This window comes from Blastopirellula marina (assembly GCF_002967765.1).
Taxonomy (GTDB): Bacteria; Planctomycetota; Planctomycetia; order Pirellulales; family Pirellulaceae; genus Bremerella; species Bremerella marina_A.
The window spans coordinates 367,319-392,140 of record NZ_PUHY01000010.1 but is presented as its reverse complement, the minus strand read 5'-3'; the positions used below and the strand labels follow the sequence as shown (position 1 = coordinate 392,140).

The 24,822-nt window shown below is 55.1% G+C and carries 26 protein-coding genes; 12 read left to right on the top strand and 14 right to left on the bottom strand.

The annotated features are described in order from the left end of the window. Nucleotides 1-2 precede the first annotated feature (2 nt). The 5 genes from C5Y83_RS12545 (at nt 3) to C5Y83_RS12525 (ending at nt 4,979) form a co-directional block, all read left to right on the top strand. Nucleotides 3-950, top strand: coding sequence for an ABC transporter ATP-binding protein (locus C5Y83_RS12545; RefSeq protein ID WP_105330083.1), 948 nt, complete (start codon nt 3-5; stop codon nt 948-950). Further along, nucleotides 950-1,651, top strand: a complete 702-nt coding sequence (locus tag C5Y83_RS12540) for an ABC transporter permease subunit (protein ID WP_105330082.1) — start codon at nt 950-952, stop codon at nt 1,649-1,651. Before C5Y83_RS12545 ends, C5Y83_RS12540 begins: the two co-directional genes overlap by 1 nt. 4 nt (nt 1,652-1,655) lie before the next feature. Beyond that, nucleotides 1,656-2,699 carry a peroxiredoxin family protein gene (locus C5Y83_RS12535; RefSeq protein WP_105330081.1) on the top strand — a complete coding sequence of 348 codons (1,044 nt, stop codon included), beginning with the start codon at nt 1,656-1,658 and terminating at the stop codon, nt 2,697-2,699. Nucleotides 2,700-3,135: 436 nt separating this feature from the next. Beyond that, the gene (locus C5Y83_RS12530; protein ID WP_105330080.1) at nt 3,136-4,284 is read left to right on the top strand and encodes a DUF1559 domain-containing protein; all 1,149 of its coding nucleotides are present in this window, start codon (nt 3,136-3,138) and stop codon (nt 4,282-4,284) included. A gap of 185 nt (nt 4,285-4,469) precedes the next feature. After that, complete coding sequence (locus C5Y83_RS12525; protein WP_105330079.1) at nt 4,470-4,979, top strand: hypothetical protein; 510 nt, start codon at nt 4,470-4,472, stop codon at nt 4,977-4,979. A gap of 134 nt (nt 4,980-5,113) precedes the next feature. On the opposite strand, the gene C5Y83_RS12520 is transcribed toward C5Y83_RS12525, so the two are convergent. The 8 genes from C5Y83_RS12520 to C5Y83_RS12485 all read right to left on the bottom strand — a co-directional run bounded on the left by C5Y83_RS12520 (nt 5,114) and on the right by C5Y83_RS12485 (nt 13,041). Continuing rightward, the gene (locus tag C5Y83_RS12520) at nt 5,114-5,401 is read right to left on the bottom strand and encodes a hypothetical protein (RefSeq protein ID WP_158262340.1); all 288 of its coding nucleotides are present in this window, start codon (nt 5,399-5,401) and stop codon (nt 5,114-5,116) included. A gap of 84 nt (nt 5,402-5,485) precedes the next feature. Further along, nucleotides 5,486-6,826, bottom strand: coding sequence for a hypothetical protein (locus C5Y83_RS12515; protein WP_105330077.1), 1,341 nt, complete (start codon nt 6,824-6,826; stop codon nt 5,486-5,488). A gap of 173 nt (nt 6,827-6,999) precedes the next feature. Next, nucleotides 7,000-7,473 carry a hypothetical protein gene (locus C5Y83_RS12510; RefSeq protein WP_105330076.1) on the bottom strand — a complete coding sequence of 158 codons (474 nt, stop codon included), beginning with the start codon at nt 7,471-7,473 and terminating at the stop codon, nt 7,000-7,002. Then, nucleotides 7,440-8,459, bottom strand: a complete 1,020-nt coding sequence (locus C5Y83_RS12505) for an HD-GYP domain-containing protein (RefSeq protein WP_105330075.1) — start codon at nt 8,457-8,459, stop codon at nt 7,440-7,442. Before C5Y83_RS12505 ends, C5Y83_RS12510 begins: the two co-directional genes overlap by 34 nt. A 227-nt stretch (nt 8,460-8,686) precedes the next feature. After that, complete coding sequence (locus tag C5Y83_RS12500; RefSeq protein WP_105330074.1) at nt 8,687-9,178, bottom strand: GNAT family N-acetyltransferase; 492 nt, start codon at nt 9,176-9,178, stop codon at nt 8,687-8,689. Between the two features lie 66 nt (nt 9,179-9,244). Continuing rightward, nucleotides 9,245-10,180 (bottom strand): DNA integrity scanning protein DisA nucleotide-binding domain protein, encoded by a 936-nt coding sequence (locus tag C5Y83_RS12495; RefSeq protein WP_105330073.1) that lies wholly within the window; start codon nt 10,178-10,180, stop codon nt 9,245-9,247. A 251-nt stretch (nt 10,181-10,431) separates the two neighbouring features. Further along, on the bottom strand, nt 10,432-11,943 hold the full coding sequence (locus tag C5Y83_RS12490) for a hypothetical protein (RefSeq protein WP_105330072.1): 1,512 nt from the start codon (nt 11,941-11,943) through the stop codon (nt 10,432-10,434). A 396-nt stretch (nt 11,944-12,339) separates the two neighbouring features. Next, nucleotides 12,340-13,041 (bottom strand): HEAT repeat domain-containing protein, encoded by a 702-nt coding sequence (locus tag C5Y83_RS12485; RefSeq protein WP_105330071.1) that lies wholly within the window; start codon nt 13,039-13,041, stop codon nt 12,340-12,342. 367 nt (nt 13,042-13,408) lie between these two features. Between C5Y83_RS12485 and C5Y83_RS12475 the strand changes: the two genes are divergently transcribed. From C5Y83_RS12475 to C5Y83_RS12465, 3 genes are all read left to right on the top strand, one after another. Next, on the top strand, nt 13,409-13,936 hold the full coding sequence (locus tag C5Y83_RS12475; protein WP_105330069.1) for a hypothetical protein: 528 nt from the start codon (nt 13,409-13,411) through the stop codon (nt 13,934-13,936). Nucleotides 13,937-14,011: 75 nt separating this feature from the next. Then, nucleotides 14,012-15,418, top strand: a complete 1,407-nt coding sequence (locus C5Y83_RS12470) for an SPFH domain-containing protein (RefSeq protein WP_105330068.1) — start codon at nt 14,012-14,014, stop codon at nt 15,416-15,418. Between the two features lie 336 nt (nt 15,419-15,754). Beyond that, nucleotides 15,755-16,018 carry a hypothetical protein gene (locus C5Y83_RS12465; RefSeq protein ID WP_105330067.1) on the top strand — a complete coding sequence of 88 codons (264 nt, stop codon included), beginning with the start codon at nt 15,755-15,757 and terminating at the stop codon, nt 16,016-16,018. A 400-nt stretch (nt 16,019-16,418) separates the two neighbouring features. Here C5Y83_RS12465 and C5Y83_RS12460 read toward each other — a convergent pair whose 3' ends face one another. Next, entirely contained in the window at nt 16,419-17,096 is a 678-nt protein-coding gene (locus tag C5Y83_RS12460; protein WP_105330066.1) for an NAD(P)H-hydrate epimerase, read from the bottom strand. Nucleotides 17,097-17,175: 79 nt separating this feature from the next. On the opposite strand from C5Y83_RS12460, the gene C5Y83_RS12455 reads away from it, so the two are divergent. The 3 genes from C5Y83_RS12455 (at nt 17,176) to C5Y83_RS12445 (ending at nt 19,554) form a co-directional block, all read left to right on the top strand. Continuing rightward, a complete protein-coding gene (locus C5Y83_RS12455; RefSeq protein WP_105330065.1) occupies nt 17,176-17,412 on the top strand; it encodes an FmdB family zinc ribbon protein in 237 nt (78 codons plus the stop codon). A gap of 84 nt (nt 17,413-17,496) precedes the next feature. Further along, nucleotides 17,497-18,825 (top strand): PQQ-binding-like beta-propeller repeat protein, encoded by a 1,329-nt coding sequence (locus tag C5Y83_RS12450; RefSeq protein ID WP_105330064.1) that lies wholly within the window; start codon nt 17,497-17,499, stop codon nt 18,823-18,825. A gap of 378 nt (nt 18,826-19,203) precedes the next feature. Further along, a complete protein-coding gene (locus C5Y83_RS12445) occupies nt 19,204-19,554 on the top strand; it encodes a hypothetical protein (RefSeq protein ID WP_105330063.1) in 351 nt (116 codons plus the stop codon). A gap of 12 nt (nt 19,555-19,566) precedes the next feature. Here the strand turns inward: C5Y83_RS12445 and C5Y83_RS29425 are convergent, their stop codons facing one another. The 3 genes from C5Y83_RS29425 to C5Y83_RS12430 are packed head-to-tail and all read right to left on the bottom strand — an operon-like array spanning nt 19,567 to nt 20,767. Further along, entirely contained in the window at nt 19,567-19,935 is a 369-nt protein-coding gene (locus C5Y83_RS29425) for a DoxX family protein (protein ID WP_158262339.1), read from the bottom strand. A gap of 23 nt (nt 19,936-19,958) precedes the next feature. Continuing rightward, complete coding sequence (locus C5Y83_RS12435; RefSeq protein WP_199195034.1) at nt 19,959-20,399, bottom strand: SRPBCC family protein; 441 nt, start codon at nt 20,397-20,399, stop codon at nt 19,959-19,961. Beyond that, complete coding sequence (locus C5Y83_RS12430; RefSeq protein WP_233207202.1) at nt 20,396-20,767, bottom strand: ArsR/SmtB family transcription factor; 372 nt, start codon at nt 20,765-20,767, stop codon at nt 20,396-20,398. The genes C5Y83_RS12435 and C5Y83_RS12430 overlap by 4 nt, the downstream gene beginning before the upstream one ends. Before the next feature lie 355 nt (nt 20,768-21,122). Here C5Y83_RS12430 and C5Y83_RS12425 point away from each other — a divergent pair, with 355 nt between their 5' ends. Beyond that, nucleotides 21,123-21,959, top strand: coding sequence for a hypothetical protein (locus C5Y83_RS12425; protein ID WP_105330062.1), 837 nt, complete (start codon nt 21,123-21,125; stop codon nt 21,957-21,959). A 9-nt stretch (nt 21,960-21,968) separates the two neighbouring features. Here C5Y83_RS12425 and C5Y83_RS12420 read toward each other — a convergent pair whose 3' ends face one another. Both C5Y83_RS12420 and C5Y83_RS12415 read right to left on the bottom strand, forming a co-directional pair. Continuing rightward, the gene (locus C5Y83_RS12420; protein ID WP_105330061.1) at nt 21,969-23,096 is read right to left on the bottom strand and encodes a DUF1570 domain-containing protein; all 1,128 of its coding nucleotides are present in this window, start codon (nt 23,094-23,096) and stop codon (nt 21,969-21,971) included. Nucleotides 23,097-23,158: 62 nt separating this feature from the next. Then, on the bottom strand, nt 23,159-24,697 hold the full coding sequence (locus C5Y83_RS12415; RefSeq protein ID WP_146117758.1) for an ABC transporter permease: 1,539 nt from the start codon (nt 24,695-24,697) through the stop codon (nt 23,159-23,161). Between the last annotated feature and the right edge of the window lie 125 nt (nt 24,698-24,822).

Genomic DNA, 24,822 nt, shown 5'->3' with positions numbered 1-24,822 from the left:
TCATGCACCAGGCAGATCGTTCGGTTCTCGCGGCTTCTCAGTGTGCTATCCGAATCGATGGCCTGACCAAGCGTTTTGGCAAGTCGGTAGCCGTTGATGATCTTTCACTTGTCGTCCCGCCAGGGCAAACATTTGGCCTGCTTGGCCCCAATGGTGCTGGCAAAAGTACGACGATTCGGATGATGGTTGGCCTGACTCAGCCTGATGAAGGAACCATCGAGATTTTAGGAGAAGCGGCAACCGAGCGAACCGTGGCCGTAAAACGCCGCATCGGCTATGTCCCGGAGAAACATCACATTTATCCCTGGATGCGCGTAAGTGAAGTGTTGGGCTTTGTCTCGTCGCTCTATCCCCAGTGGGATGACGACCTCAGCGACGAGCTGCTAGAGGTCTTCGAGCTTCCCCGCCACAAACGGGTGCGTCATCTTTCCAAGGGGATGGTTGCCAAATTGGGGCTGCTCGTGGCGTTAGCTCCGCAGCCTGACGTGTTGCTGCTGGACGAGCCGACCTCGGGGCTCGATCCGCTGATTCGAGACGAATTCCTTGAGGGGATCTTGGCTACCCAGGCCCAAGCGAAAGGGCGTGCCGTCCTTTTTTCGAGCCACCACATCGACGACGTCGCCCGAATCGCCGATGTGGTGGGCATCATGGATGGTGGGCGGTTGATTCTCACCGAAGAAGTCACCCACATACACGATCGAGTCAAGCTGATGCAGGCCGTCATCGAGGATGGAACACTCCCTCGCTCGACGCCTGAGGAGGCGATCTGGACGCAGGTCGATCGCCGTCAGTGGAGTTTAACGCTCTATCCATTCTCTCAGGAACTAGCCGAACAGATCGCCGCGGAGAACCCGGTTACGCGTTACGAAATACTCGACATCAGCTTGGAAAATCTTTTCAAGCAAGTCATTCGAGGACGCCGGCAAGTGGCGCGGGAGAAACGCTCATAATGATTCGCGTTCTGCTTTGGAAAGATATGCGATTGATTCGGACGATTGCCCTCTTGGCGATTCTGAGCGTCCCGTCGGTGTTGCTGCTCGGGGGCATTGTCTGTTTCATCGTTCAAGACGAATCGATCGGCGGGCAAACGACAGTCGCCAAGCTGGCGGCAACCTTCGGTGGGGGCACGGCATACTTACAAGCAATTGGCTACTTCACGGTTACCGTCTGTGCCGGTTGTATCCTGGCCGGGGAACGGCAAGATCGCACGTGCGAGTTCCTGGCCTGTTTGCCCCCTCTACGCTGGCATCATTTGGTGAGTAAGTGGCTGGTTGTCGTTGGTTTTATTCTGCTTTGGCTGCTCATTTATGGGGCACTGTTCCTGACGACGGTTCAATTAGAACAATCGTTTGGGACGAAGCGATTCTCGGAACAACTCATGCCAATTGGCGGCATGGCCCAGCTTCTAATCGGATGTAGCGGTATCGCTTGGGCCGCCTCGGCGATCGCGCGAAGTTCAGTGATTCCGATCTTGGTTGGTTTCATCACGCCGGGATTTGTCGTTCCACTGATAGGCATGTTGTTTCAGTTCTTCGAGATCTCAGTCGACCTGCCCAACCAGACTCCCTTAATGTTGGCTGCCGTCTGCCTGCTGGGGGTTGCCGGATTTGTCGCAGGGGCGTTCTTTTACTTGATTCGAAGCGAGGAATAAGTCGATGTCTCTGGCGGCCATGATCAACCATTCGCGGAAAGTGTTTCTGTTGGTCAGCGTGCTGGCCGTACTGTCTACGTTCGTAGTCGTCGGTGTCTTGCTGGCGATTCGGCTCCAAGTCAACGAAAGGCGTTCTCCTTTCGTGGTACCGGAAAATGCCGATTTGGTGGCTTTGCATCAGCAAGTGATGAGGCTGCATCTCGGACCCGAGATGGATGAGTGGCAGCGGAAAGAAACCTTGGCAGCCCTCGACCGTATCATCCAGCAGCTAGAAAACATCGCTGCGCCCGACGAGCCTATTCTGCTGGAAACAAACGAAATTCGCAGTTATTACCAAGCGATCGCGATGAGCCATGGCGAGCAGCCCTCGGACGCCAAGGCTATATCGGGGCTTTGCCGAGAGGTGGAACAGACGCTAAGTCAGTGTGAAATGGCATCGACGGAAAGTCTCGGTGCCTTGATGCTGGCCGTGCAACTTCTCGCACGCCAATCGATTGAGAAGGAGGAAGTAAGTCGCCAATTGACGCACATCGAAACCATGGTTGCGGGCAAACTGCAACCTGCCGACGAATCAGGCTTCCGCAAGATGCTGAGTGGGACTCGCCACCGCTTGGAGTTGATAGGTTCAACGCTTGATTTGCGGGGCGAAACGCTGACCGGAGAAACACTGGACCTGGCGGACCTCCGAGGACGCGTTGTACTGATCGAATGCTGGAGCACACATTGTGCGCCGTGTGTCGAGGCGATGCCTGCCTTAAAGAATGCCTACGCCAAATTTCACGAGCAAGGTTTTGAGATCATCGGTCTCCCGACCGACCCCTACCCCGGCAAGCTAATCGCCTTCGCGAAGCAGCATCAAATCGCCTGGTCGCAAATCTTCGATCGGACCGGCAATCTCGAACGAATGCAAGCTTGGGGAATCCAGGCGATACCTTCGTCGATCTTAATCGGCCCTGACGGACGCGTGATCGCGCTCGACGTTCATGCCCACGCTTCCGAACCAGATCGAGACTTAAATCGCTGGCTGAAAAAGTTACTCTCGCCGTAGCACGAGCATGGGAAACGGCGCGCCGACGCCTTACGGACGATGCTTTGGTACGCCAAAGCAAAGTAATAAATCGTCATAAAGTCTTATAGTTCTGATTGTGCGCCAAAATATATATGTGCACGCTTCCGGTTTATCACTTGGGTTCAGAAATACGTCCCGCAGTCGCCAGGGTTTGCCTCCCATTTCAGGTGGTTAGTCTCCGGTTTTGGGGTGTTTTGCGCGATGCAGAGTATGCCGTGCGCAAACGAGAGGTAATTAATCCAATTAGCGCCTAGAGCACATAGATAATTAATAAAATGTGCGTGCATAATTCCGAAGTCCTCTTCTAGAATATTGCCCTATCGGGACACGAACCTACGTCCGTAAGTTATCCGGAGGAGGTCGTTTCCAGCTTCGTTGTCGTTCTTACTTCTTACTAGGACTCGGAGAATTGGCTATGTCGCGAATGCGCGCTCCACGAGGTTTCACCCTCGTCGAATTGCTGGTGGTTATCGCCATCATTGGTGTTTTGGTTGGGCTTCTCTTGCCGGCGGTGCAGCAAGCACGCGAGGCTGCCCGACGTATGCAATGCTCGAACAACATGCGTCAGCTCGGTCTGGCGGTTCACAACTTTGCCGATACCAGCGCTGGTTACCTGCCGGCCGGTTGCCGTGACTACAACTTCATGAGTTGGGTCACCTTCATTCTGCCGCAGATGGAACAAAACAATCGCTACGAAGCGATGAGCGTTTCGTATGTTGCTTACGGTGCTTCGACCGGAACCGGCGGTTGGGTTTACGACTCAAGCGACTCGACCGAAGGTGGTCGTTACGACCGCTTACAGAACGTGCGAGCCTGGGCGGGCGGTGTCGAAAATTATCAATGTCCCAGCAGCTTGGAAAACGACTTCTATACCGCTGGGCCGACGGGCAACAAGGTGTGGCCAAAGATCAATTACGTCGCTTGTGCCGGTCAGACGGCAATTGGCGACGCCCAGACCCGTACTGGTAGTTCGATCGCTGGCGGTCGCAACTGGCGGGTGTCGAACTATTACGGCTTGAAGCGAATCGGTGGTAATTCGTCCGACGTCGTTATGGAAGCAGGGGCCTTGTTTGGTAACGGCTTGAAAGTACCGCTGCCAGGTACGGCCGCCGGTCGTGAAGAAGCGATGGGTAATGCCAAAGGGGAATCGCTCGCTTCGTGCACTGATGGTTTGTCGAACACCGCGATGTTCTCGGAAATTCTGCAAACCAACAGCGACACCTCGCACAGTGCGACCTACAGCGACTTCCGTGGTGGTCCTTACCGTGGCGAAAACGCCTTCTTCTCGACCTACTACGAACCAAACACCAAGAACCCGGACGAAATGATGTCGTCGTCGTATTGCCACAAGGCGGGTACCGACGTCACTCCGAAAGCTCCATGTATCGCTGAAAACGCGCCTGCGGGTTACGCGATTCGTATCTCGGCTCGCAGCCATCATCCTGGCGGCGTGAATGTGACTCGAGGCGACGGTAGCGTCGGTTTCTTTGCCGATACCATCTCGCGTCAAATCTGGCGAGCATTCGGTACTTCGCAAGGTGCCGAACCGATCAGCTTCGACTAATTCTCGGTACTCCATCTTCAGACGCTGCCACATGATTCGCAGCGTCTGATCGATGGTGCGTATCACAACAGATGCGGTCCAGTAGACCGAGCGTGTTATATGACTTACGGCGGAACGATATTAGTCGGACTGGCGTAAGTCTTTTGGGCGTCTGAAAGGAATATAAGAAAGCGGGCAATCATATCATGAGTTTTAACGTGGATTTTAAGCGGGCTGGCCTTTCGCTGGTTGTATCAATGCTGGCATTGGCAATCGTGGGATGCAGTTCCGCCCCTCCCAATCCCGAGGGAAGACAAACGGTTACCGGTACGATCAAGCTGAACGGATCACCGCTTGGCGGGATGGCCGGGATTACCTTCGTGCCAGTGGATGGGGGCGATGGCGGTGGTAGAGGACAGATTAAGGAAGGAAGCTACGAGCTTTCTGGCTACGACGGCGTAAAGCCAGGCAAGTATATCGTTCAGATCTACGCTACGGTCGATTTCGACAAAAGCACCGGCGAGATCGGCGATAACACCATGCAGTTCGGCAACGAAATCACGGTGAGTGTGGTTCCTCCGGAATTCAACGAAAAGAGCAAGATTGAATTCGAAGTGGTCGATAGCGGAAGCAACGTTTTCGACTACGATATTCAAACCGATTACGTGCCCAAGATGCCGAAGAACGCTAAAGGCAAGGACGCCGTCCCTTTGTAAATCGCGACGTTCGGCATCCCAGCCAACTGCCAACAAAATCTTGAAAACGCCCACGTTGCGAACCGAACGTTCGCCAGCGTGGGCGTTTCTGTTTGGGATAGGAAATCGTCCTACTTATTTGGCAATACGCGGGTTCACAAACCAAAGCCACGCGTAAATCCGAACGACCAGCGGCGCGAACCGCACTTGGGGCACTTCCGAAGTACGAACACAAGGTATTCGATCAGCGAAAGCATGAAATCGAGTACCAATGCGGCAACGAAAATCATCACAAAGCCAAGCAAAATGATCGGAGGAATTTGTAGCAGACTCCACCATCCGAAATCACTCTGCTGGTGCGGGACATCACCACGAAGATACAGACGAACCATACGCACTGCGGCGGTTAACAAAAACGTGGCGATTCCCATCAGAAAAAGCATGTAGAGTCCGCACGATGTGACCGGCAGGCAGCCTCGCGCCTCCTCGAATTGGCAGTTTCGGCATTTGTAGATCATGCATCGGTGCTAGTAGTTCAAGTTCGGACCGAAATCAGGGATCTCGCCTCGCTGGACGACCTCGCTCCATTCACCAAGCGTGTCTTGATGATCCTTCCAGAATTGGCCACACGAATCGAAGAACACGAGGACGACCGACTGCTCGCCATGTTCCAGCAATGCTTTCGCCAACGACATATTGGGACCGAATGAGCCTAACGTCGGCGAACCGCTGGTCCGACCAGAGGCGAGCAGGTGTTCTTTGGCCTGAGCGAGATCGCCACGATGAATCGCCGACATGCCGAGGGCGAAATGACTATAAAAAATCGCGTTTCCATCATCGCGGAAGTACTCGGGTAACTTATCACTAGTGGCAAGGGAGAGAAGCTCCTGAGCGTAATCCTCTACCACGTCAAACTGCTTGGCTTTGACCGCGGCTTTGGCCAGTTCGCACAACGAATGGATTCTCTCCAAAGACTTCGTCATCTCCTCGACATCGATTTCTTCCGAGGCCATTGTCAGCAGTGGATCGAGAGGTGCATGTTGACGCTTTGTTTCCGCTTCTTGATAGGCATCGAGCGCCAGATCGGCGAAGTTTCGATCCTCTCCCTGCGAGCGTCCAACTTGCAGTGAATAGAGATGGGCCAGACGCTTTGGCCACTCCGGGTTCTCGGGTTCGAGCGATTTGGCTTGTTGTAGGAGCGATTCGCTTTCGACTGGGTCGTTTAGTGTGAAGAAGGCGGCTGCATTTCCGAGGACGCGCGGCTGATCGGCATGGCGTGCGACTTGTTTCCGCCAGATTCGTTGGGCGACTTCGTACGATTCGGGATCTGATCTGCGCAAGACGCTGGCCACGGGGGAACCGGCGGTGGTCGATTCTGGGGCGTTTTCAATCAACCATACCACATGCCGCATTCGTGCCTGTTGTGTGGCGATTGATTCCTGCTGTATCGCGAAGTAATAGGTAAGCAACAAGATCCGAATCGCCAAATCTTGCGGGGTCTCGCGCGATCGGGCTTCGAAGGTTTCCGCTTCCGAGGCGGTCATTTCTCGGCCAAGATGCGAGATCTCGTTTTCTGCCAGCCAGCGAATATGCTCGATCGGATCGTTGGACGCTTTTCCTAACAGGGCCACTGCCGTTTCCAAGCTCGGGCCGGCGTCGAGAGCGATGGTCGACACCGTGGTCAAGCGAACTTCGATGTCGTTGTGGTCGAGTGCCGCTTCCAGGGCGTTGACATTCCAGAAACACTTGCCTGAACGGCTAATCACGCTCAGCGCTACTTCGTTGGACTTGAGCTCAAGTTCGCACCAAGGACAGGTTCCTTGAGCGATCAGTTGGTGCATGACTTCGCAGTTTTGGTCGGACGTCATGATTGGCTTCTATAGGAGGAATAGCCGGGCATGTAAATACGGCGGCCGAGGGAAAAGAAGGACAAAACGGTCCAACTATTGTCCTGGTTGGATGGAGAATAGTCCAAGTGTTTGAAGAGAATATGCGACGATTTATCGTCGTTTGCTCGGGCGAGTCGACCAAGCAATAGGCTTTACACCAAGAAGCTTTTCTCGTTGAACATGCTGGCCAACTGAGGACAAGCAAAGCCGATTTCAAAGCAACATTGATTCACTCGGCGGCAGCGGGCCACGTTGACCTGCAAGATCCCCTGCTCTTCGGTCCACAGGAACAACTTTTCGTGCGGGAAGAGTTGTTCGCTATGGTAGACCCCGATGCCGGTCTTCGAGATGTTGGTGATCAGAACCTGGTGGAGCTCGTGCAAACGATCGATGGTGGCGAACGTTTGCCGATAACCGAGAATTCCCTTTTGCAGATGGCGAAACCGCACATGCTGGCGTTGATCCGACATGCAGGGTAAGCATGGTCCTGATTTCTTCAGTTCGTCCAGTTTGGAACGCGGGACTTGAACCTTGAACGGCAGCTTACCCAGAATATTGAGAAACGCCGGTTTCTGGTGGGGTTCGCTTTCACCTACGAAGGTTTCTTCATCAGTGCTTTCCAGCATTGCACCATCTCCGCATCAAGTTTGTCGTTGGCAAGTCGGTCCAGGGTTTCCAAGGCTTCGTTGGTCGTGTTTGCGGTGCGATATGGTCGACTACTTGTTAACGCATCGAAGACATCGACCACGCTGCAAATTCGGGCAAACGGATGGATCTCGTCACCGATCAGTCCCACCGGATAGCCTGATCCGTCGATTCGTTCATGGTGTTGATAGACCATCATCAGCTGATCGCGGCTGACTTCAGGGCGATTCACCAACGCGACGAAACCATCGAACGGATGGCGGCGGATTATGTCCCAATCCTGATTGTCGAGACGTCCCTTCTTGTTGAGGATCGTGCGGGGAATTTTTAGTTTGCCCAAGTCATGGAGCAAGCCACCAACCGAGAGCGATCGTAGCTTTTCGTCGCTGGAGAAGCCGAGTTCTTTCCCCAACAGCATCGCATAGCTGGCCACGTTATAGCTGTGCGTGTAAGTGTGATAATCGTGACGTAGAACGCTGAATAAGTCGGAAACGGCGACCTCGTTACCGGCGAAAAGTTCGACCATGTGATTGCTGAGATCGTCGACTGCTTCGAGCGTTTGGTCGAGTTGATCAGCCTGAAAGACCTCGTGCAGAATGCTCCGCCCGGTATCCCCCAGAAACTGAAGTCGCCGTTCCAGCGGCAGACTTTCGTTGGCGATAATGACTGCAACATTGTCTTCCAGATGTTGCTGATAGACTTCGACGTGGTCGCGTGAAATGAAGACTGTCTCGATTCCACTTTCCAACAACTTGGGAAATTCATCCGGCGGGATCTCGATGTTCCGGCGACGAAACAAAACGGGAGCATCGTCTCGCCCTTGGCACAAATAGATGTCGACCGGCAGTTCGCCTGTTACGCACAAGGTATGCAGCGGTACCGGTAAGAATTTCTGTCGTTGTAAGTAGGCGGTTGTCGTAGACATTGCTTCGGGGGCTAAAAGCAAATCGCCGAACGTCGTCGGCATCTGGTTTCAAAAACTACTTCAATAGTAGGGTAGGACGTCCACCCCAAGCTGGCCCGAAGAAGGTTCGTAGATTAACCAAATCATCGAACAGCCAGCGCCGGTTAAATGGCTGGCAAAGCAGAATCGGTACAAGCGGCACATTCCGCACCGCCCGGCATGGGGCTATCGGTGCGCATGAAATGTGCGGTCGATGAAATGGCTTCACGACTAGCGATTCGACAATACGTCTAACCGTCGATCGGCTTCTTCCAGAAACTCATCGCATCGGTCTTCGGATCGCCTGGGTCGAAGCCGTGGCGAAGATAAAGATTTCGTGCGCGGTTATCAGCACGGACCTCTAAGGTAACGCAGGCACAGCCGTACTGGCGGGCCAGGTTATCGACACCTTCCAGCAGCGCGGTACCTACGCCTTGGCCACGAGCCGATGGCGAAACGCAAAGATCATGGATGTTGATCAGCGGTTTCGCTTTGAACGTTGAGAAACCGAGGTAGCAAACGGCCATTCCGACGAATTTGCCTTCGATCTCGGCGAGTAGTCCACGGAAGGTATCGATGTGGCTAAGCCGCGGAATCAAGTTTTGCTTCACGTAATCAGGCAGCGGCGCTCCGTCCCCCATCGGATCCCGAGCATACTCGTCCAGCAGCGAAAGCACGGCGTTCGCATGTTGGGGATCACTTAGATCGATTGGATGAAGCGTTCCGGAGAATGTTTGGGACATGTTCGCCTCGCGTAACGACGTCGCTGACAAGGTGAGAGCCAGCGGCTCGACCAGCCTCGTCGCGAGCTAATCAATCGCGTTTTGGTTGTTATCGAAGTCGAGGTCTTTCCACTTCATCGCACGGCGAGAAGGCTCGATTCGGAGGACAACTTCGCCCCCTTGGAAAAGCCGTACCGTCCCGTTCGACTCACTTACGGCGATCGCAATGGCCTTGGTCTTCTTGCTGATCGCCGCGGCGGCCCAGTGGCGGGCACCAAGCCCTTTGCTGAGCGTGACACTGGCCGAGGCGACGTCAAGCATCCGTCCTCCGGCCTCAACGGTGCCGTCGGCATTCACGACAATCGCTCCGTCGAGTTGGGCGATCTCTTTCAAGTTCTCGCGGACGCTGCGATCGCTGATGTTGCGTTCTTTCTTCGGGTAGCCCTTCAGTGGGTCAAAGCCTGCCGGAGCACTGTTCGATAAGACCTTGCGATGATCTCCCACGACGAAACAGGTTCCCACGGGCTTTCCTTCGCGCCCTTCACGGCCGATTTCGACCGCCAAGTCGACAACCATCTTCAGTGTTTCTAACGGGACACTTGTTTCCAGCTTACGCAGATCGCGCGAGGTCAATCGGCCCAGGCGTTCGTCGAGGCGGATGAAGCTGATCGTATCGATCCGTTCTTCATCGAAGCCGCTGTACAGAGCGACTACTTTCGCCCCCGTGGAAATCTGATCATTGGCGACGGCTTCGACCAACGCGTGCATCAGCTTTTCCAGGATCGGGCTCTCTTCCAGATCGACGACGACACCCAATAGTTCGGTGTGTTCGATTCCTTCCAGGAACTCATCCCGATCGGCGGCGACAATGACTTTATGCCCTTCGGCGATCGACTTGAGTTTGTCCCACTCAGGCGTGCCGTCGATGAATATCAGGACAGCATCAGCCTCCGCGACTTCGAGCATTTGAATCGCGAGCTTGAAGAACTCGTTGAACTGACTCGAAAGCTTTTGATATTTCATCCTCGGCGGAGTTTCATTCCCAGAGGTTATTGATGGCTGCGCACGGAATTCAGAGCTTCGTGGTTGGTGTCGTGATGAATTCCGGGGCTTCTGCTCAGAGCCCTAATTTGCTGTCCTAGCGCAGGTGTCAATAATCCGACCGACCGTAGCGCGCGTGCCGATAATCGTAGGCCAGATCGCTGAGACTGACAAGCGCCGCCCAGCGATTTCCGCGCTTCGTGAACGCAATTTTTTGCGATTCACGGGAAAGCTTAATCGTGCGACGTTTGCACGATCTCGGCGGTCCGGCTTCCAGGCTTGGTACCGAAGACGATTTGATCGTACAGGACCAACGCATGCAGGGCATGGCCTTTCGGCCCGATGCTCCATTCATGCCGTGAATTTCGCTCCATGATCGTCGTCAGGTAGTTCACTGCGTTCACGATCTTGGGCGAGGTTAATTCCTCTGGCGGCAGCGATAGAATCAGGAATTCCAGGATGTGGCCGGTCGTTTGCAGCCGACGATCGACATCGCGTTCCACGCCCCGTTGTTCAAACCATTCTGTGCTGAAGCTGCCGTCCGGGTTTTGCAGTCGGAATGTATGTGTGTGGTAATCTTGGATGTATTCCTCGGCTTTGGCCCAAATACCGTCCATCGGCAGGCCTGCCTCTTTCCGTGCGGCGAGGGCGAACGCAATGCCGGTCAGGCGATGGGTTCCGCCACATGCGGCCCCCACGACTTTCTGCTGGATCTCTTCTTCCAACAAACGCTGCAGGCTCCATTCCTGGCCGTCACGCGATTTCCACGTAGCATCGGCTGGCAGGTAGTGACTCAGCGAGATCAGCTTGAAGGTCAGTTCCGACTTAGGAATACAGGTTGCCTTCTCGAACTCGATGATGTCTTGGACCGTGAATTTCTGGCCGCCTGCTTGGATCTCGAAGCTGGCTGGGACGTAGCTTTGAGCGAGCATGGCCAGGAATTGGCCATGGTGCCCTTGGACGCGTGGCCCCTGGCGTGGAATTAGCTGACCATTTTTGACCTCGAACAGGCGATGTCCACGGCAAGGTTTGTTCCAACAGATCCAACCGATCGCGTTGACCGGTTGTCGATATTCCGGAGTCCGGATTTGCGAGTCGACGCCGAACGGCAGGAAACCGTGCATCGTTTCCCAGACGTCATGCTTGCCGGCATCGGTCATTTGATATTGGTAGTAAAAATCGAGAACCCGCTCGATGCGAGGCTTCAGGGCTTGGACCGAACGTGGCAAAGGTGCTTCCGGAATCGGTTGAATCTCTGGCTTGTTGACCAGGGTTTCATCGTCCGACGCCTCGCTCTTGGCGGATTGCTTTTCTTCCGATCCATTGTCGTTGATGGGTTTGGCGGTCTCGTCTTCCATCAACTCGGCGGGCTGCTCTTCGATTGGCGCTTCGTCCGCCACGGTCATCGGCTCGAGCGCGCTAGCAGGAAGTTCGATTGCTTTGGCCGGGACGTCCGATTTTTTCTCGGTGCTGTCCTCGAGCTCTTCGCCGTTGGCGTCCCTGATGACCAGGCCGACGACTTTGTCTTCCGCCGGAGGGGTAGGTTTAAACGGATCTTTGGGGACCGCCGCCACGCGAATCATCGGTTCGTGGGCTTGCGGGGCAGGCGGTTCCAGCAGCGATTCGTTTGCTGGATTCAAGATCGGCGCGATGATCACGTCTTGAGCGAAGACCGTCGAGCCGCTGAGTGTTGTCCAGCTCCAGAACGCGATTGCGCCGAGGAGGATTTGAGTCCGTCTTTGCATTCGTCTAAATCTTTAGTACCTGAGCAGCTTGCCGGATGGGTCGTTCGGCTGCGTGAGATCGTTCGAATCGTCAGATAAGAAACGTGGGGCGAATTGCACGAGTAGGTGGGACCTCTTCCGCGGAATCGAGGGGATGTTTTGATCCCGCGTTGTGGGCAAGAGGTTCATGCAGTTCCGTTTCTAATCTTCAGTGTATACGGGACGCCACGCTAATAGCAAACGGCATCGTTAGTGGTCTTACTGAAATGAAACCAAGGGCGTTCCAAGTTTTTGCGTAACCCCTTGGGACAAGTCGATCGTCGCAAGGTGGGAATCCGTAACTTGAAGAATGTTGCGTATCTTTGCGCGGACCCGAACGACCGTACCAACTTGTCACGGTTCGGTCGGCATTACCACTTACCGCAGGAAGCTAGGGATGAGCTGTTCAGCAATCGAGGTGGTGGGAGGTTCAGGATTTCCCCCTTGGGCGAATTCGCGCCATTTGGCTGTGTCCCCTTGATAGTCGACCTTGCTGCTTTTGCGGAGCGATTCGATTGCCGCAAATCGCATGGCTGGGTCGCGTGCATCGAGTGCTGGTACTAGCGCTTCATGGGCAGCACCGCTGCTGAATTCACCGAGCGACTTCGCGGCCGACAGGCGAACATCATAATCGCGGTCGCGGATAAGGACGTCGCCTAGCAAGGCCACCGCTTCCGGATTCTTGGTGACCCCCATCGCGGTCACGGCTTCACGACGAACGGCTTCATCACTGTCGTACAGGGAAGACTTCAGCCCGGCAAATGCTTCTGGCGTATTCAGCTTGGCCAGGGCACGCACCATGTGAACGCGAATAACCGAGTTCGATTCCTCGGCCAGTTCCTTCGAGATATTGGTCGAATGCCGCGTCCGATCGGCCTGCGAAAGGCCGCTGGCCCGATTGGCCACACTATCAAGCGATTGGATCCGCTGCGTGGGGGTGGGGCCGTATTTTGCGAGTATCTCCGGGTCGTCCTTATCCCAGTAGATAAGGGGATCGACGATGGCGCCATTGGACGCACACCCGGCGAAACCGAGGAGCAAAACAAGGTACATTCCGCGAAGCGTGGACTTATGGTCCATGAATTCCGTCCAACTTGCTACCACAACGAGACTTTGGCCACTGAAGCGGGCAGACGCTACCAAAAACCGAGGCTGGGATCCAGGCGGATTTGTGTTCGATTTTTAGGTCCAGTATCTCGCCGTTAAAAACTTGCCCGGGAATGTTTTTCCTTTGCCGGAAAAACTGATATGGTAGGCACTTAGCGAGACAGAACTCCGATTTCTCGGCGTCCCAGCCGCATGCCCTAATAGGCTTTATCGGCAAGATCGAGCTAGTTTGTACGAAACACTTGCGGCGGCTCACATTTATTTCCTGGCGGTGCCAGCAGTTTGCCGCGGCCCTGTGCCACCTTTTCGGACCTTACTTCAGCCCCACGGGAGGCCTCCGGTGATCGACCCTCAAGAGCATGCCAAGAATCGCGGACTGGTTGAATCGATTCTTCAGTATATTCCTGGCTTTTCCGGCTATCTGGCCCGCGAATACCGTCGCGAGAGTGATAGCATGACACGAACCTTTCTGGCCGACCAATTGCAGAAGTCGAAGAAAGGGCTCGATGAGTATGGCCAGACGCTGGTTGGCCTGGGGGCCCTAGATCAGTTGCCGATGCTCGAACGCCTGCGAAGCCGGCTCGATATGGCCATCAATCGATTACGGGCCCAGATGCCAGGATACAGCGGATTCTTCGACTTCGTTCAAGTTGACGAAGGGTTGCTGACCGACATCTACGAGCATGACTTGGCGCTGGTCCAGCAAGTCGATGCGTTGGCGACGGAAATCCAAGGACTCGGAACTTCATCACTGACGCCGGCTCAAGTCGTTCCGGAAATCACCGCCAAAATTGACGGCCTGCTCGGCAAGATCGACCACCGCGAGAATCTACTCAAAGGGGTCGCCGCGGGACCGGACGCGAGCTAACGGATGTCCCCCAGGCCCAATTTCAACACACTCGTCATCGACCACATCGTAATTGTATAGAAAGAGAGAAACCTGATGAGCTTGCAACTGGAAGTTATTCAGTTCTTCGATAACTCCAATCGCTCCATCGTGCATCGCATGCCACCGGAAGGCTCGGCCGCCATTAAGTATGGGGCTCAGCTCATTGTGCAGCAGAATCAGGAGGCCGTCTTCTTTATGGACGGCAAGGCGATGGATTCGTTCGGTCCAGGGCGCTATACCCTGCAGACCCAGAACATTCCCATCATCACCAGCATCCTGACGATTCCGTGGGAGAAATCTCCATTTCAGGCGTCGGTCTATTACTTCGGTAAGCAGACCTTCCTGGATCAGAAATGGGGCACACGTCAGCCGATCACGATCCGTGACAAAGATTTCGGTATGATCCGCCTGCGGAGCTTCGGCAAGTTTTCGTTCCGCGTGGTCGATGCCCCGTTGATGCTGAACACCATTGTTGGCACCCAAGGCAAGTTCACCACCGACCAGGTCAGTGCTTATTTGAAAGACCTGATCGTGTCGCGGCTGACCGATTTGTTGGGCACCTCGCAGATCAGCATGTTGGATTTGCCAAGCAAGTTCGACGAGATCGCCTCGGGCACACGCTTCAAAGTGGCGGACGATTTCGCCAAGTACGGTTTGGAATTGGTCGACTTCTTCATCAACGCGATCACGCCCCCAGATGAAGTGCAGAAAGCGATCGATGCCCGCAGCAGCATGGGCGCGATTGGCGACCTGCGAGCATTTACCATGTACCAAGCCGCCAACAGCATGAGCAAGATGGCCGAAAACGGCGGCGACGGAGGTGGCGCCGGGGCAGGAGCCATGCAAATGGGTATGGGCGCTGGTTTCGGAATGATGATGCCCGGCATGATGAACGCTGCCATGCAGGGGTATCAGCAACCAGGGACGCCGCCGCAAGGTGGACCCGGCGGGCAGCCGATGGGAGCACCGACAGGCCCGGCACCGGTTGCTCCGATGGGAGGCTCGATGAGCTTTGACGACCTGCAAGGAGGAACCGCCGCCCCGGTCCCGGCGATGAGTGCCAAGGACATCATCAAGAACGTGGCCCAAGTCAGCAGTTGGCCATTGACTGAAAGCTCGGCCGATGAGTGGGTAATTAATGTTCCCGTGAGTGCTTTGCGGAAGCAAAACGTGCACGTCACGTTCGGGCAAAAGGATGACGACGGAAACGAACTGGTCGTCTACCACAGCTTCTGCGGGCCAGCCAACGAACGAAACGCTATGGCCTTGTTGCGTTACAACACCAAGATGATCCATGGTGCGTTCGCGGTCGAAAAAGGTGACGCCGGCGAAATCATCACCGTCCGGGCCAACCAATTGGCCGATGCCGTCGATCAGTTGGAAGTCACCAAGACCCTGACTGCAATCGCCTGGCAGGCCGACAAAGTCGAAGAAAAATTGCTCGGGACCGATAACTACTAAGCGGTCCTCGATCGAGTCTTCCGAAGTTGAAAAGCCCGCGTTCGCGTGGGCTTTTTCCTGCGCTAAGGATGGTTTGGTTGTTTCGATTCGTACAGCCGACGGCTTGTCAAACACAGGTTCACAATCGTCCGCCCCGGGCCTCTGGTCCGTGTCTTCCGACGTGGGACATTGGTGATCGTTGGTTTCGATCACATCGCTGGACTGGTGGGTCGCACTTTTCGAAGACCCGGTTAGGATGCCCGAGGCACACAGATTTTCTGCTTCGGCCAGGTTGATTGAAGGGCTGATTCCTTCGGCCAAATCATTCGGCGTCTCGAGGTTCACTTGTGGAGGGGAATGCGAGCGACGTCGTTTGGGCCGCGGTGTTGGGCCTGGCGGGCGCCACGACCAGAGATCTTTCTCTTCCTGCTCGCGTTGTGCTTGATAACGTTGGCGGCGATCTTTCTCGTGGCGGGCATCTTCCTGTTCGTCGTTCACACGCCGGATCATCCGGCGCAGCCGATTGCCGATTCTCGACCAGGAGAACTTGCTACGCGTGACCGGTCGGGTAACGCACAGCTGGATGTCGTCAAGAATCTCTTTCGGTGTTTGCGGGGGTAGGGGGTGATCGTTGCCCGTTTGTTTAAACTGTTTTTCTTTCAGCGAAGCGTCCAATGCTCGTAAACGTCCCGACACGTCGACCAACGTTTGATCGACATGCGAGATCAGCTCGCGGACCGAATGCTTGATCTCGTCTCCTGTTGGAGGCTTCGACCGACGCAGCGGCGGCAAAACGCCTGCGGTGTACGCGTCGAGTTCGGCAGCGAGTTGGAGATACGTATCGGACATGAAATCGGAACGAGTGCTGGCACCGCATGAAATGTTGATTTGTGGCTTCGTTTATCCAGAGATCGTGTCAACTTAGCAACTCATTTTTTCCTGCCTGCCAGCGCAAGGTGTTGCCCAGGCTAGAGAAGAAATTTTCTGGCCGGTGGCCGGGCGCCCTGTGGGTTCGATAGATTTAGCGACCTAGCACTTCCTCGAGCAACTTCCGTGGGGTCCCGATATCGATGATATGCAGTTCACCGATATACGGCCGTGCGGAATCTTTCTCGTAGCCTGGCTTGGGCGTGACGAAGGTTGCGGTGAAGTTGGCTTCGATGGTCGGATCGTTGGGCTGTCCCGTGTCGCAATCAAGACCGCTGGGAATGTCGATTGCCAACGTGCGGGCGGTTGAGGTGTTGATCTCGCGGATGGCCGAGGCGATCGGCTGGCGCGGGGCCGAAGTGACGCCAGTTCCCAGCAGTGCGTCGACAACCCAATCGGCATTCGCAACAGCCTCGCGAAATGGAGCGGAAAGAGGCTCATTCGAGCAGTCGATTATTTCGATGTCGGTCGCTTCCAGAATGCGGAAGTTAATTAGGGCGTCTCCCTGAATCCGTTCGCGTGGGCAAAATCGGGCGATCTTTACCGCGACGCCGGCCAGGTTTAAGTGACGGGCAATCACATAACCGTCTCCTCCGTTATTTCCCGGGCCACACGCGATTAAGACCTGTTTGGGGGCCTGAGCGATGAGCAACTCGGCGCAGCCACGACCGGCGTTTTCCATCAGGATTACACCGGGTATGTGGTATTTATCGGCAGCTAATTGGTCGACGGCACGCGATTGTTCTCGGCTGAGGGGAGGCCTGGAAGTCATGGGTGCAGTTTCCTGGGGTATGATTTACAATATTAGTCGTCTATTTCGACTGTAACCGATTTACGTCTCAGGTGAACCGATGCCACTGTTTGAATACACATGCCAAGGCTGCCAGTCTCAATTCGAATTGTTGGTACGTGGCAACGACAAGCCCAAGTGCCCGCAGTGCGGTAGCGTCAAGTTAGAGAAGGCATGGAGTGTTCCGGCTGCGCATACCGGCGGACGTTCCAGCGATTTGCCAATCTGCGGCCCAGCACCAAGTGGCGGCGGCTGTGGACTGCCACAATGTGGCGGCGGTGGCTGTCATCTTGGTTAGCCGTTACACGATTAGTGACCACCCTGCCCTGCTTCGTTTTCCTGCCCCGTTCGTCCTACCCTTCCACGACTTAGGTTATCGCTCATGACCCGACTCGGCGCCACTTGCTCGCTGATTGTGCTCGGACTGTTTGTTTCCCTTGCTAACGCCGAAAGCTGGCCACAATTCCGTGGCCCCAACGGCGACGGTATCACGGAAGCCAAGAATGTTCCGCTCAACTGGAGCACCACCGAAAACGTTGCCTGGAAGACGGCGATCCCTGGCAAGGGCTGGTCTTCGCCGGTCATGGTGGGCGATTCGATTTGGGTGACGACCGCGCTGGTCAATTATCTCAGCGAAGAGGAAAAGAACGAACGCTTGAAGGATGCCAAGCCGTTTGCTCGCAATCAATCGAACCTGGCGTCATCGGTCAAACTGCAAGCGATTCAGGTCGATTACAAGACTGGCGAGTTGTTGAATACGGTTGACCTGTTTGATGTCGACGACCCGCTAACGGTCCATTTGACCAATTCGTACGCATCGCCCACGCCGGTGGCGGACGGCAAGTTTCTGTACTGCTATTTCGGGACATACGGTGCATGCTGCGTCGATACCGAAAGTGGCGAAGTGGTCTGGCGAAACGAAGAAAACGACCTGGAATACAACGTCGGTCCTGGGAGTTCGCCCGTTTTGGTGGGGGACTTGTTGGTGCTGACCTGCGACGGGGTGTTCGAGCAGTACATTACCGCCGTCGATAAGAAGACCGGCAAGACCGTTTGGAAGACGCCACGTCCCCCGTTCCGGGCGGAAGATGGTGATCAACGCAAAGCGTACGCGACGCCACTGGTGATCGAGGTGGCTGGCAAGACCCAGTTGGTGATTCCCGGGGCGCAATGGGTTTGTGCTTACGAGCCTGAAACCGGCAAAGAGATCTGGCGTGTCGATCACGGCAGCGGGTTCTCGAACGTGCCGCGGCCGATCCATCATGACGGCACGGTTTACATCTGCACTGGGTTTATGCGTCCGCAGTTGATGGCCGTGCGAACCGATGGCGAAGGAGACGTTTCGAATTCGCACATCGAATGGACCTTCAGCCGTCAGGTGCCGACAACGCCTTCGCCGATCTTTGTCGATGGACTGATTTACATGGTCAGTGACCGCGGGGTTGCCACGTGTGTCGATCCAGAGACTGGCCACGATGTCTGGACGAGCCGGCTTGGCGGCAACTACGCGGCCTCGCCAACCTATGCCGACGGGCGGATCTATTTCTGCAGCGAGTCCGGCATGACTACCGTGATCAAGCCGGGAGATAAGTACGAAGTGCTGGCCGAAAATGATTTGGGCGAACGAATCATGGCCTCGCCCATCTTCCTGGATGGCAACCTCGTCATTCGCACCTCGGACCATCTGTTCCGGATCACGGAATCGAAGTAGCTGCCGCTCCTTTCCGTCTAGATACGATCTAACTTCACGCTCGCGTGACAGCCGATGGCATCGATTTCGAGATGTCAAACGGTTGCACGCGGGCTTTTTCATGTCGTGTCTGCTCGTTCGACATCGTTATTGTCTGTCGCTGATCTCAGGCAAATTGTGTTATTGCTGCATTGGGTATTGTACGGGAAAAACCGTATTCCCCCCTCGGGTGGAATGCAGCCTGCACGCTGTAGAGTGCTTTTTCAAGATTTGCTGAAACTCTGCGTTTTTCTGCACGCGCACGAATGATTAGGACCCTATTCTTCCGGCAACAGCGGGGCTTGTTTACACACATGCACGCTTAAAAGCCCAGAGACGGCACGAAAGGAATAGGCATTCATGCCAAAGAATCGATTTGAGCAAGCGTTGAAGAAGATTGCCCACGAACTCGGTGTTATGAAATTCCCCGAAGTCAGCGAACTCGATACGCACTGGGCGATTTTTGAATTGCACCGTCAGGTACAAAGCCGCGACGCGCGTGTCTCATTCTTAGCAACGAGTTTGTCGACACCAGCCAAGTCGGAACATGCCAAGTTGGTCGTTGAAAAGATCGAAGCGTTGCTGCTTTCGGAACAGCCACTCACGCCTGAACAATCGATCTCGGCTTACACAAAGTTGCGATATCTAATTGACGAATTTCATCCTGAATTCGAGTGCGCTGACGAGTTGGTACCGGTTGCCGGAAGCTAACCGAAACATCTTTTAGAACGGGCTGAGAACAAAACGCCCGTACGCGATAAAGCCACAGATCGCGGCAACGACTAACCAATAGATCACCGGGCCGAAACTCGTTTCGCCGGCGGCGAAATGAAGCCCGGTGAACAGCAGCATCTCGGCCACGATAACCAGTGCGGCGATTGGTGTCAGGAAGCCAAGCGATTTGGAAACCCCTGGCACAATCAGGCATACGCCAACTGCGATTTCCAGCCCGCTCATGCCCAGCCAAACCGGCTGTGGAATAGCTTTCAGCGAAGGCATTGTCTGTTCGGCGGAGTGCGAGAATTTCCACACGGCCCCCATGACCGTATGCAGCGCGAGCAGGACTTGTAAGACCCAAAGTAAGATGTTCATGGTTGGATTTCTGCTGAAGGCAATCAGGAATGATCGGTCGACGAGTCGGCAATAATCGTGGCAAGCTTTTCTAGCATCTTGCCCCACCCAAAGTTGGCTCCTTTGAATGCTTGCTCCACGCCCGGCTGAGTAAGGTCGAACCCGGCATGCTCGAAGCGTAATAACGTTCCCTCCCCTGCCGGCTCAAGCAAGAAGCGAACCGTGGTGCCGATCAGGTTTAACGCTGACCAGGAAAACTCCAAATGCTTGGGTGGTTCGCAGGTCAGTACTTCGCAGCGCACCACAATCCCCTCGAAACCGACTTTCGGATTGGGAGGTACATGGAAGTTGAAGTGATGTCCCACAATCGGCTCAAAGGTGTTCGGGTACATCCAATCGGCGAGTGACTCGCGATTCGCGATGGCGTCCCAAACTTCCTCGGGCGGCTGCGGCAGGTGTAGCTCTCGGCGGATACTCTCGCTCACGATTTCTTCTTTCCTTTCAGCAGATGCTGCTGGAGCCGCTCGAGATGGTGATCCCAGAACTTCTCGTAGTGGGTCAGCCATTCTCGGATCGGGATCAAACGATCAGGCAAAAGGTGATAACGCCGCTCTCGCCCGTGCCGCTCTTCCGTTACCAGGCCGGCATCGAGCAAGATGCGAAGGTGCTGAGACACCGCCGGACGGCTCATCTCGAAGTGCCCAGCGATCACTTTAACGGGCGCGTCCCCCGTGCTTAGAAGATCGAGGATTTGGCGACGCACCGGATGGCTGACTGCAGTAAACACGTCAGGTTCTGGCGTTTGTGTATTCATGATGCGATTAATATAGGTAAGCAAGTGCTTACGCGTCAAGCGGGAGATGTTTTGGCTGGCGAAGTTTCTAACTGAGATGAAGTCGATTTCATCTTCGCTTCAGCTTGGGTTCAGGGCTGCCTCGTATCCTTCTGGTACACGTTTGTTGAATTACCACGAGCTTACCGGAGGGAAGCCATGATCGATGTTGTTATGCCTGTGCAGATTATTGCTGTGATCACTGCCGTGGTTTTGATTGGGCTGTGCTGGGTATCGACCGAGTCGTACGAGGACGAAGGACAAGTCGAATAATGAGCCTGCGAAATTGTTTCCCCTAGCTTGAGGGTGGTGGTATAACCGGCGGGAGATGCGAGTTTTCTGCCAACGACTCCCCTTCCTGCTCAGGAGTTTTCTTATGTTCCCGCGGAGAATTGATGTCGCCTTATTGGCGGTTACTTTACTCTTGCCCTCATTTGCTGCTTCTGCGTTCGCCCAGCAAGCAGCCGAAGAGATGAGTTTAAGTGAGTTACAAGCAGAGCGGATTGAAGTGTTGAGCCAAGCCGTCGAGCAAGCTCGCACTTTGTACCAAAACTCAACCGTTCCGTACCACGAAGTGTGGGAAGCACAACGCACGCTTTACGAAGCTCAGTTGGAACAAAGCAATTCGAAAGAAGAACGCGTCGCGATCCTCGAAAAATATGTTGAGGCCGCCAAGTTGGATGAAGAGATTGCGGTTCAATTGCTGGAAGTAGCACGAGGTTCGAGTCGAGACGTTTCCCGCGCGAAAGCGGAACGATTACGCATCGAAATCATGCTGAAAGAGATCAAGAGCCAGAAAGAGGTTGCCGCGAACGCAGATCTTCGGCAGCAAGAGATTCTTGCTGTTCATCATTTGCAGATCCAGGAATTTGAGCTAACCAAAGCGGAAGCGAATTTGCGGATCGCGAAGTTAAGAAGTGAAGTCACCAAGCTGCATGTCGGGGAAATGCGATTGCGACACGACTTGAAGGAAGTGCAGCTCAAGCATGCGGAGAAACTAGCCCAACAAGCTGTGCAGTCGGATCTAGAGACGGCAAACTATCAATTAGAAGCCGACGTTGCCAAAGCCAGCTTGCGCAAGGCAGAAGCCAACTCTATCGAGAGTGAAATCCAAATTGCCCACGAGCAGGCAAATGTGGACATTGCGAAGGTTGAAGTTGAGGTCGCCAAGGAACAACTGGAAAGCATTCGTAAGAGACTGGCAGACGGTTAATAGCACTGGTTACGGCCGCAGGCCCGACATCATCTCGCGGACTTCACTTTCCAATTGCAGCAGGTCGGCCCCGAAATGCTTCTGAAACATCTTGATGCGTGCTCCCTCAGGCGGATCGTTTAAGGGAGCGATTTGCGAGAGCTCGGTGAGATAGGCATCGTACTCGTCTGGCATTCGCTTCTGAAGGAAATAGGTCACCGCCCAAGCTTGGGAATAGCGATCGAGCGCAGTAGCTGCTTTGCGAAGGGAGTCGTCGTTACTCAGCAAGTCTGGCAGAAAAGGTTGTCCGCCACGTGCTGCTTTTTGAAACTGACCTAAGCGTGGTTTGCTAATCTGGCCGATGCCCCGCCAACCGCGGCTGCTGGAAACGTCGGGTGTTTCAAAGTAGATCGCAAGTCCCTCGCTGAACCAAAGAGGCACGTCGGCGAAGCGCTGCTGCACTCCCGAGTTGAAGGCCAGTTGGTGCGTTGCTTCGTGGACGATTGTGGCGAGGCTCCACTGAAAGTCGGGCCGCGACATGAACCGCTGAATATCGCGGATGCCCAGATTACGGCGTGAGTCGCCTGCTCCGCCTGTTAGATCGAACATGACCACGTAGTTCGTGTGCATGCTGTAGAAACCAATCACACTTTTTGCGGCATCGCCAAGTTCGGCTTGGGCGTAGTTCGCAAAGTTGTCTTGATTGTCGAACACGAGCGCAACGAGCGGCTGCTTTGGTTCGTGGATCGTGACGCCTCGCTGCGACCAATATGAAGTGAAGCCACGATGAAGCCGCTCGAGCATGCCGGCCACCCACTGCGCGTAGGGTCGTGATGTATTGTATGCGACCAGGTAATGAGCCGTTTCGTAAACTTGCGAGCCTGGCGGCATCTCGGACAGGACTGTTTCAATCAGTTCCTGCTTCGTTTGCAGTCGAAAGGGATCCGTTGTTCTTTTGCGGTTGGTGATCTCGTCTTGCTGGATCGGCCACATCTTTCCATCAGGCGTGTGCAGGACGATGCCTGCTTCGTGCGTGGCGATGACTTGGCCGCTGAGATTGATCTGCTGCCCATCACGCTCGAACGTAATTTCGTCGGCGCATGCCGCGGATGCAGCAAGCAGGCAAATCGAAGCTACCAAGATCGGGACAAATCGCATCGTGCTTTCCTCTTCGTTTTCAGGCGTAGGGGGACACTCGCAGTATAGTACGTGGTGCCTGATTACGGCAGCGAATCGCTAAAATCGCTACGACCCGCCAGGTAACGAATCAACGTCGCCAAGATGGCAACTACGATCAGGTTCATCAGCAAAATGCCAGCCACGTTGTCCTCGCCGCCGAAATGCAGGAGGCCGAAGATTCGACGCGAGATCGTATCGATCCCTGCCGGCAGCACCAACACCGATGCCGCGACGTCGTTACAACCCAGAACGTAGGCCATTAATGTCCCGGCGGCAATCGAGCTGACGTTGCCTGGCAAGATAACGCGTGTCCAGGTTCGCCACCAGTTGCTACCATCGATCGCAGCCATCTCGTGCAATTGACGCTGTGAAGCGAACGCATGCCAGTAATAGAACGTTACGATCGGCAGGGTAATCGTCAAGATTGCCAGCACCGGGGCAAAGATGCTGCGGTCGATTAGCGGAGCTAGCCAGGCCAACCAGGGGCGATTGGTACCCCAAGCAATCGAAAGGCCGACGATAGGCCCCGGCAACGCGAAGAGGGCCGCACAGAAGAGTGTTACGAACCAGGCACCGAAGCGGCTACGTGTCGCCCAGTCGCTAAGTAACAAGGCGATAATCGTCGTCACGAATGCAACCGCGCCGCCAATTGCTAACGTCCACTTGAGTTCAGGGGCGTATACCGTAACGCTGCTGAGAGTCAGCTGCACGGCTTTGCCGAGCGACCACCCGCGAATAAATTCGCCATTCACCTGATCAATAGTGATGCCAACTTTGTAGATCAAACCGACGATCGGCGGGCCCAACGCAGCTAGAAATAGAAGCCAAACTAACAACGTCCAGAGCCACCTCTGCCGGCCTAGCGGCAATGGCGTTGGCCGACGCGTCGCAACTTCCTGTCCGCGAGGCCGCATCGCTTCTGCGACCCAAGCGGCAAGCAAAACCAGTCCAACGATCACCATGGCCCCGGGAGCAATCGTGAGCCCGGTTTCGCTGGTCGATTGTCCGAGCGGAATCCCAGTGAAGACGACCTCGGCATAGGTTCGTACATTGCAGACACTGGCGATACTCATTTCACCAAATACGGCAATCGCGATCCAAGCTGCCGCCACCAAGATGGCATCCCAGCTTTGACGAAGCGTGACACGTGCGAGCACGATCAGCGGCGAAACATCAAGCCGGGCGTCCTCTTCCAAACTGGCGGGCCCGCGACCGAACGCCACGCCTGTGAGAAGTACGGCCCAAGGAAATGCAGCGAGGCTGTGTAGCCAAATCACACCGGTCCACCCGTCGATCAAATTAGCCGAGGGATCGAACGGGTTCGCAATTTCGAGCCAACCTTGTGGCCCGAAGAGATTCCTCCAGCCGGCGATGTGTACGTAGATCGGAAGAAAGAGCCACACGACCAACAACGTTTGCAGCGTACCACGGCCTGCAATGTTGGTTCGAAATAGCAGCAACGCTGTGACGATCGCTGGAGGGAGCGTGCACAGGACGGTCGCCAAGGCAAACTTCAACGAACTGCCGGTGAGGGAAATGCTGAGTGGATCGCCCCACACCAGCAAGAGCCCGGCGAGCACGGCTAGTACCAAAGAGACGGCGGAAATGCCGATAACGTGGTTTCGAGTTGGGGAGAAGTCAGAAGTCACGAGCGCAAAAGAAAGGAGGCCAGGGTTGTTCCTGGCCTCCAGTGTAATCCGTTAGG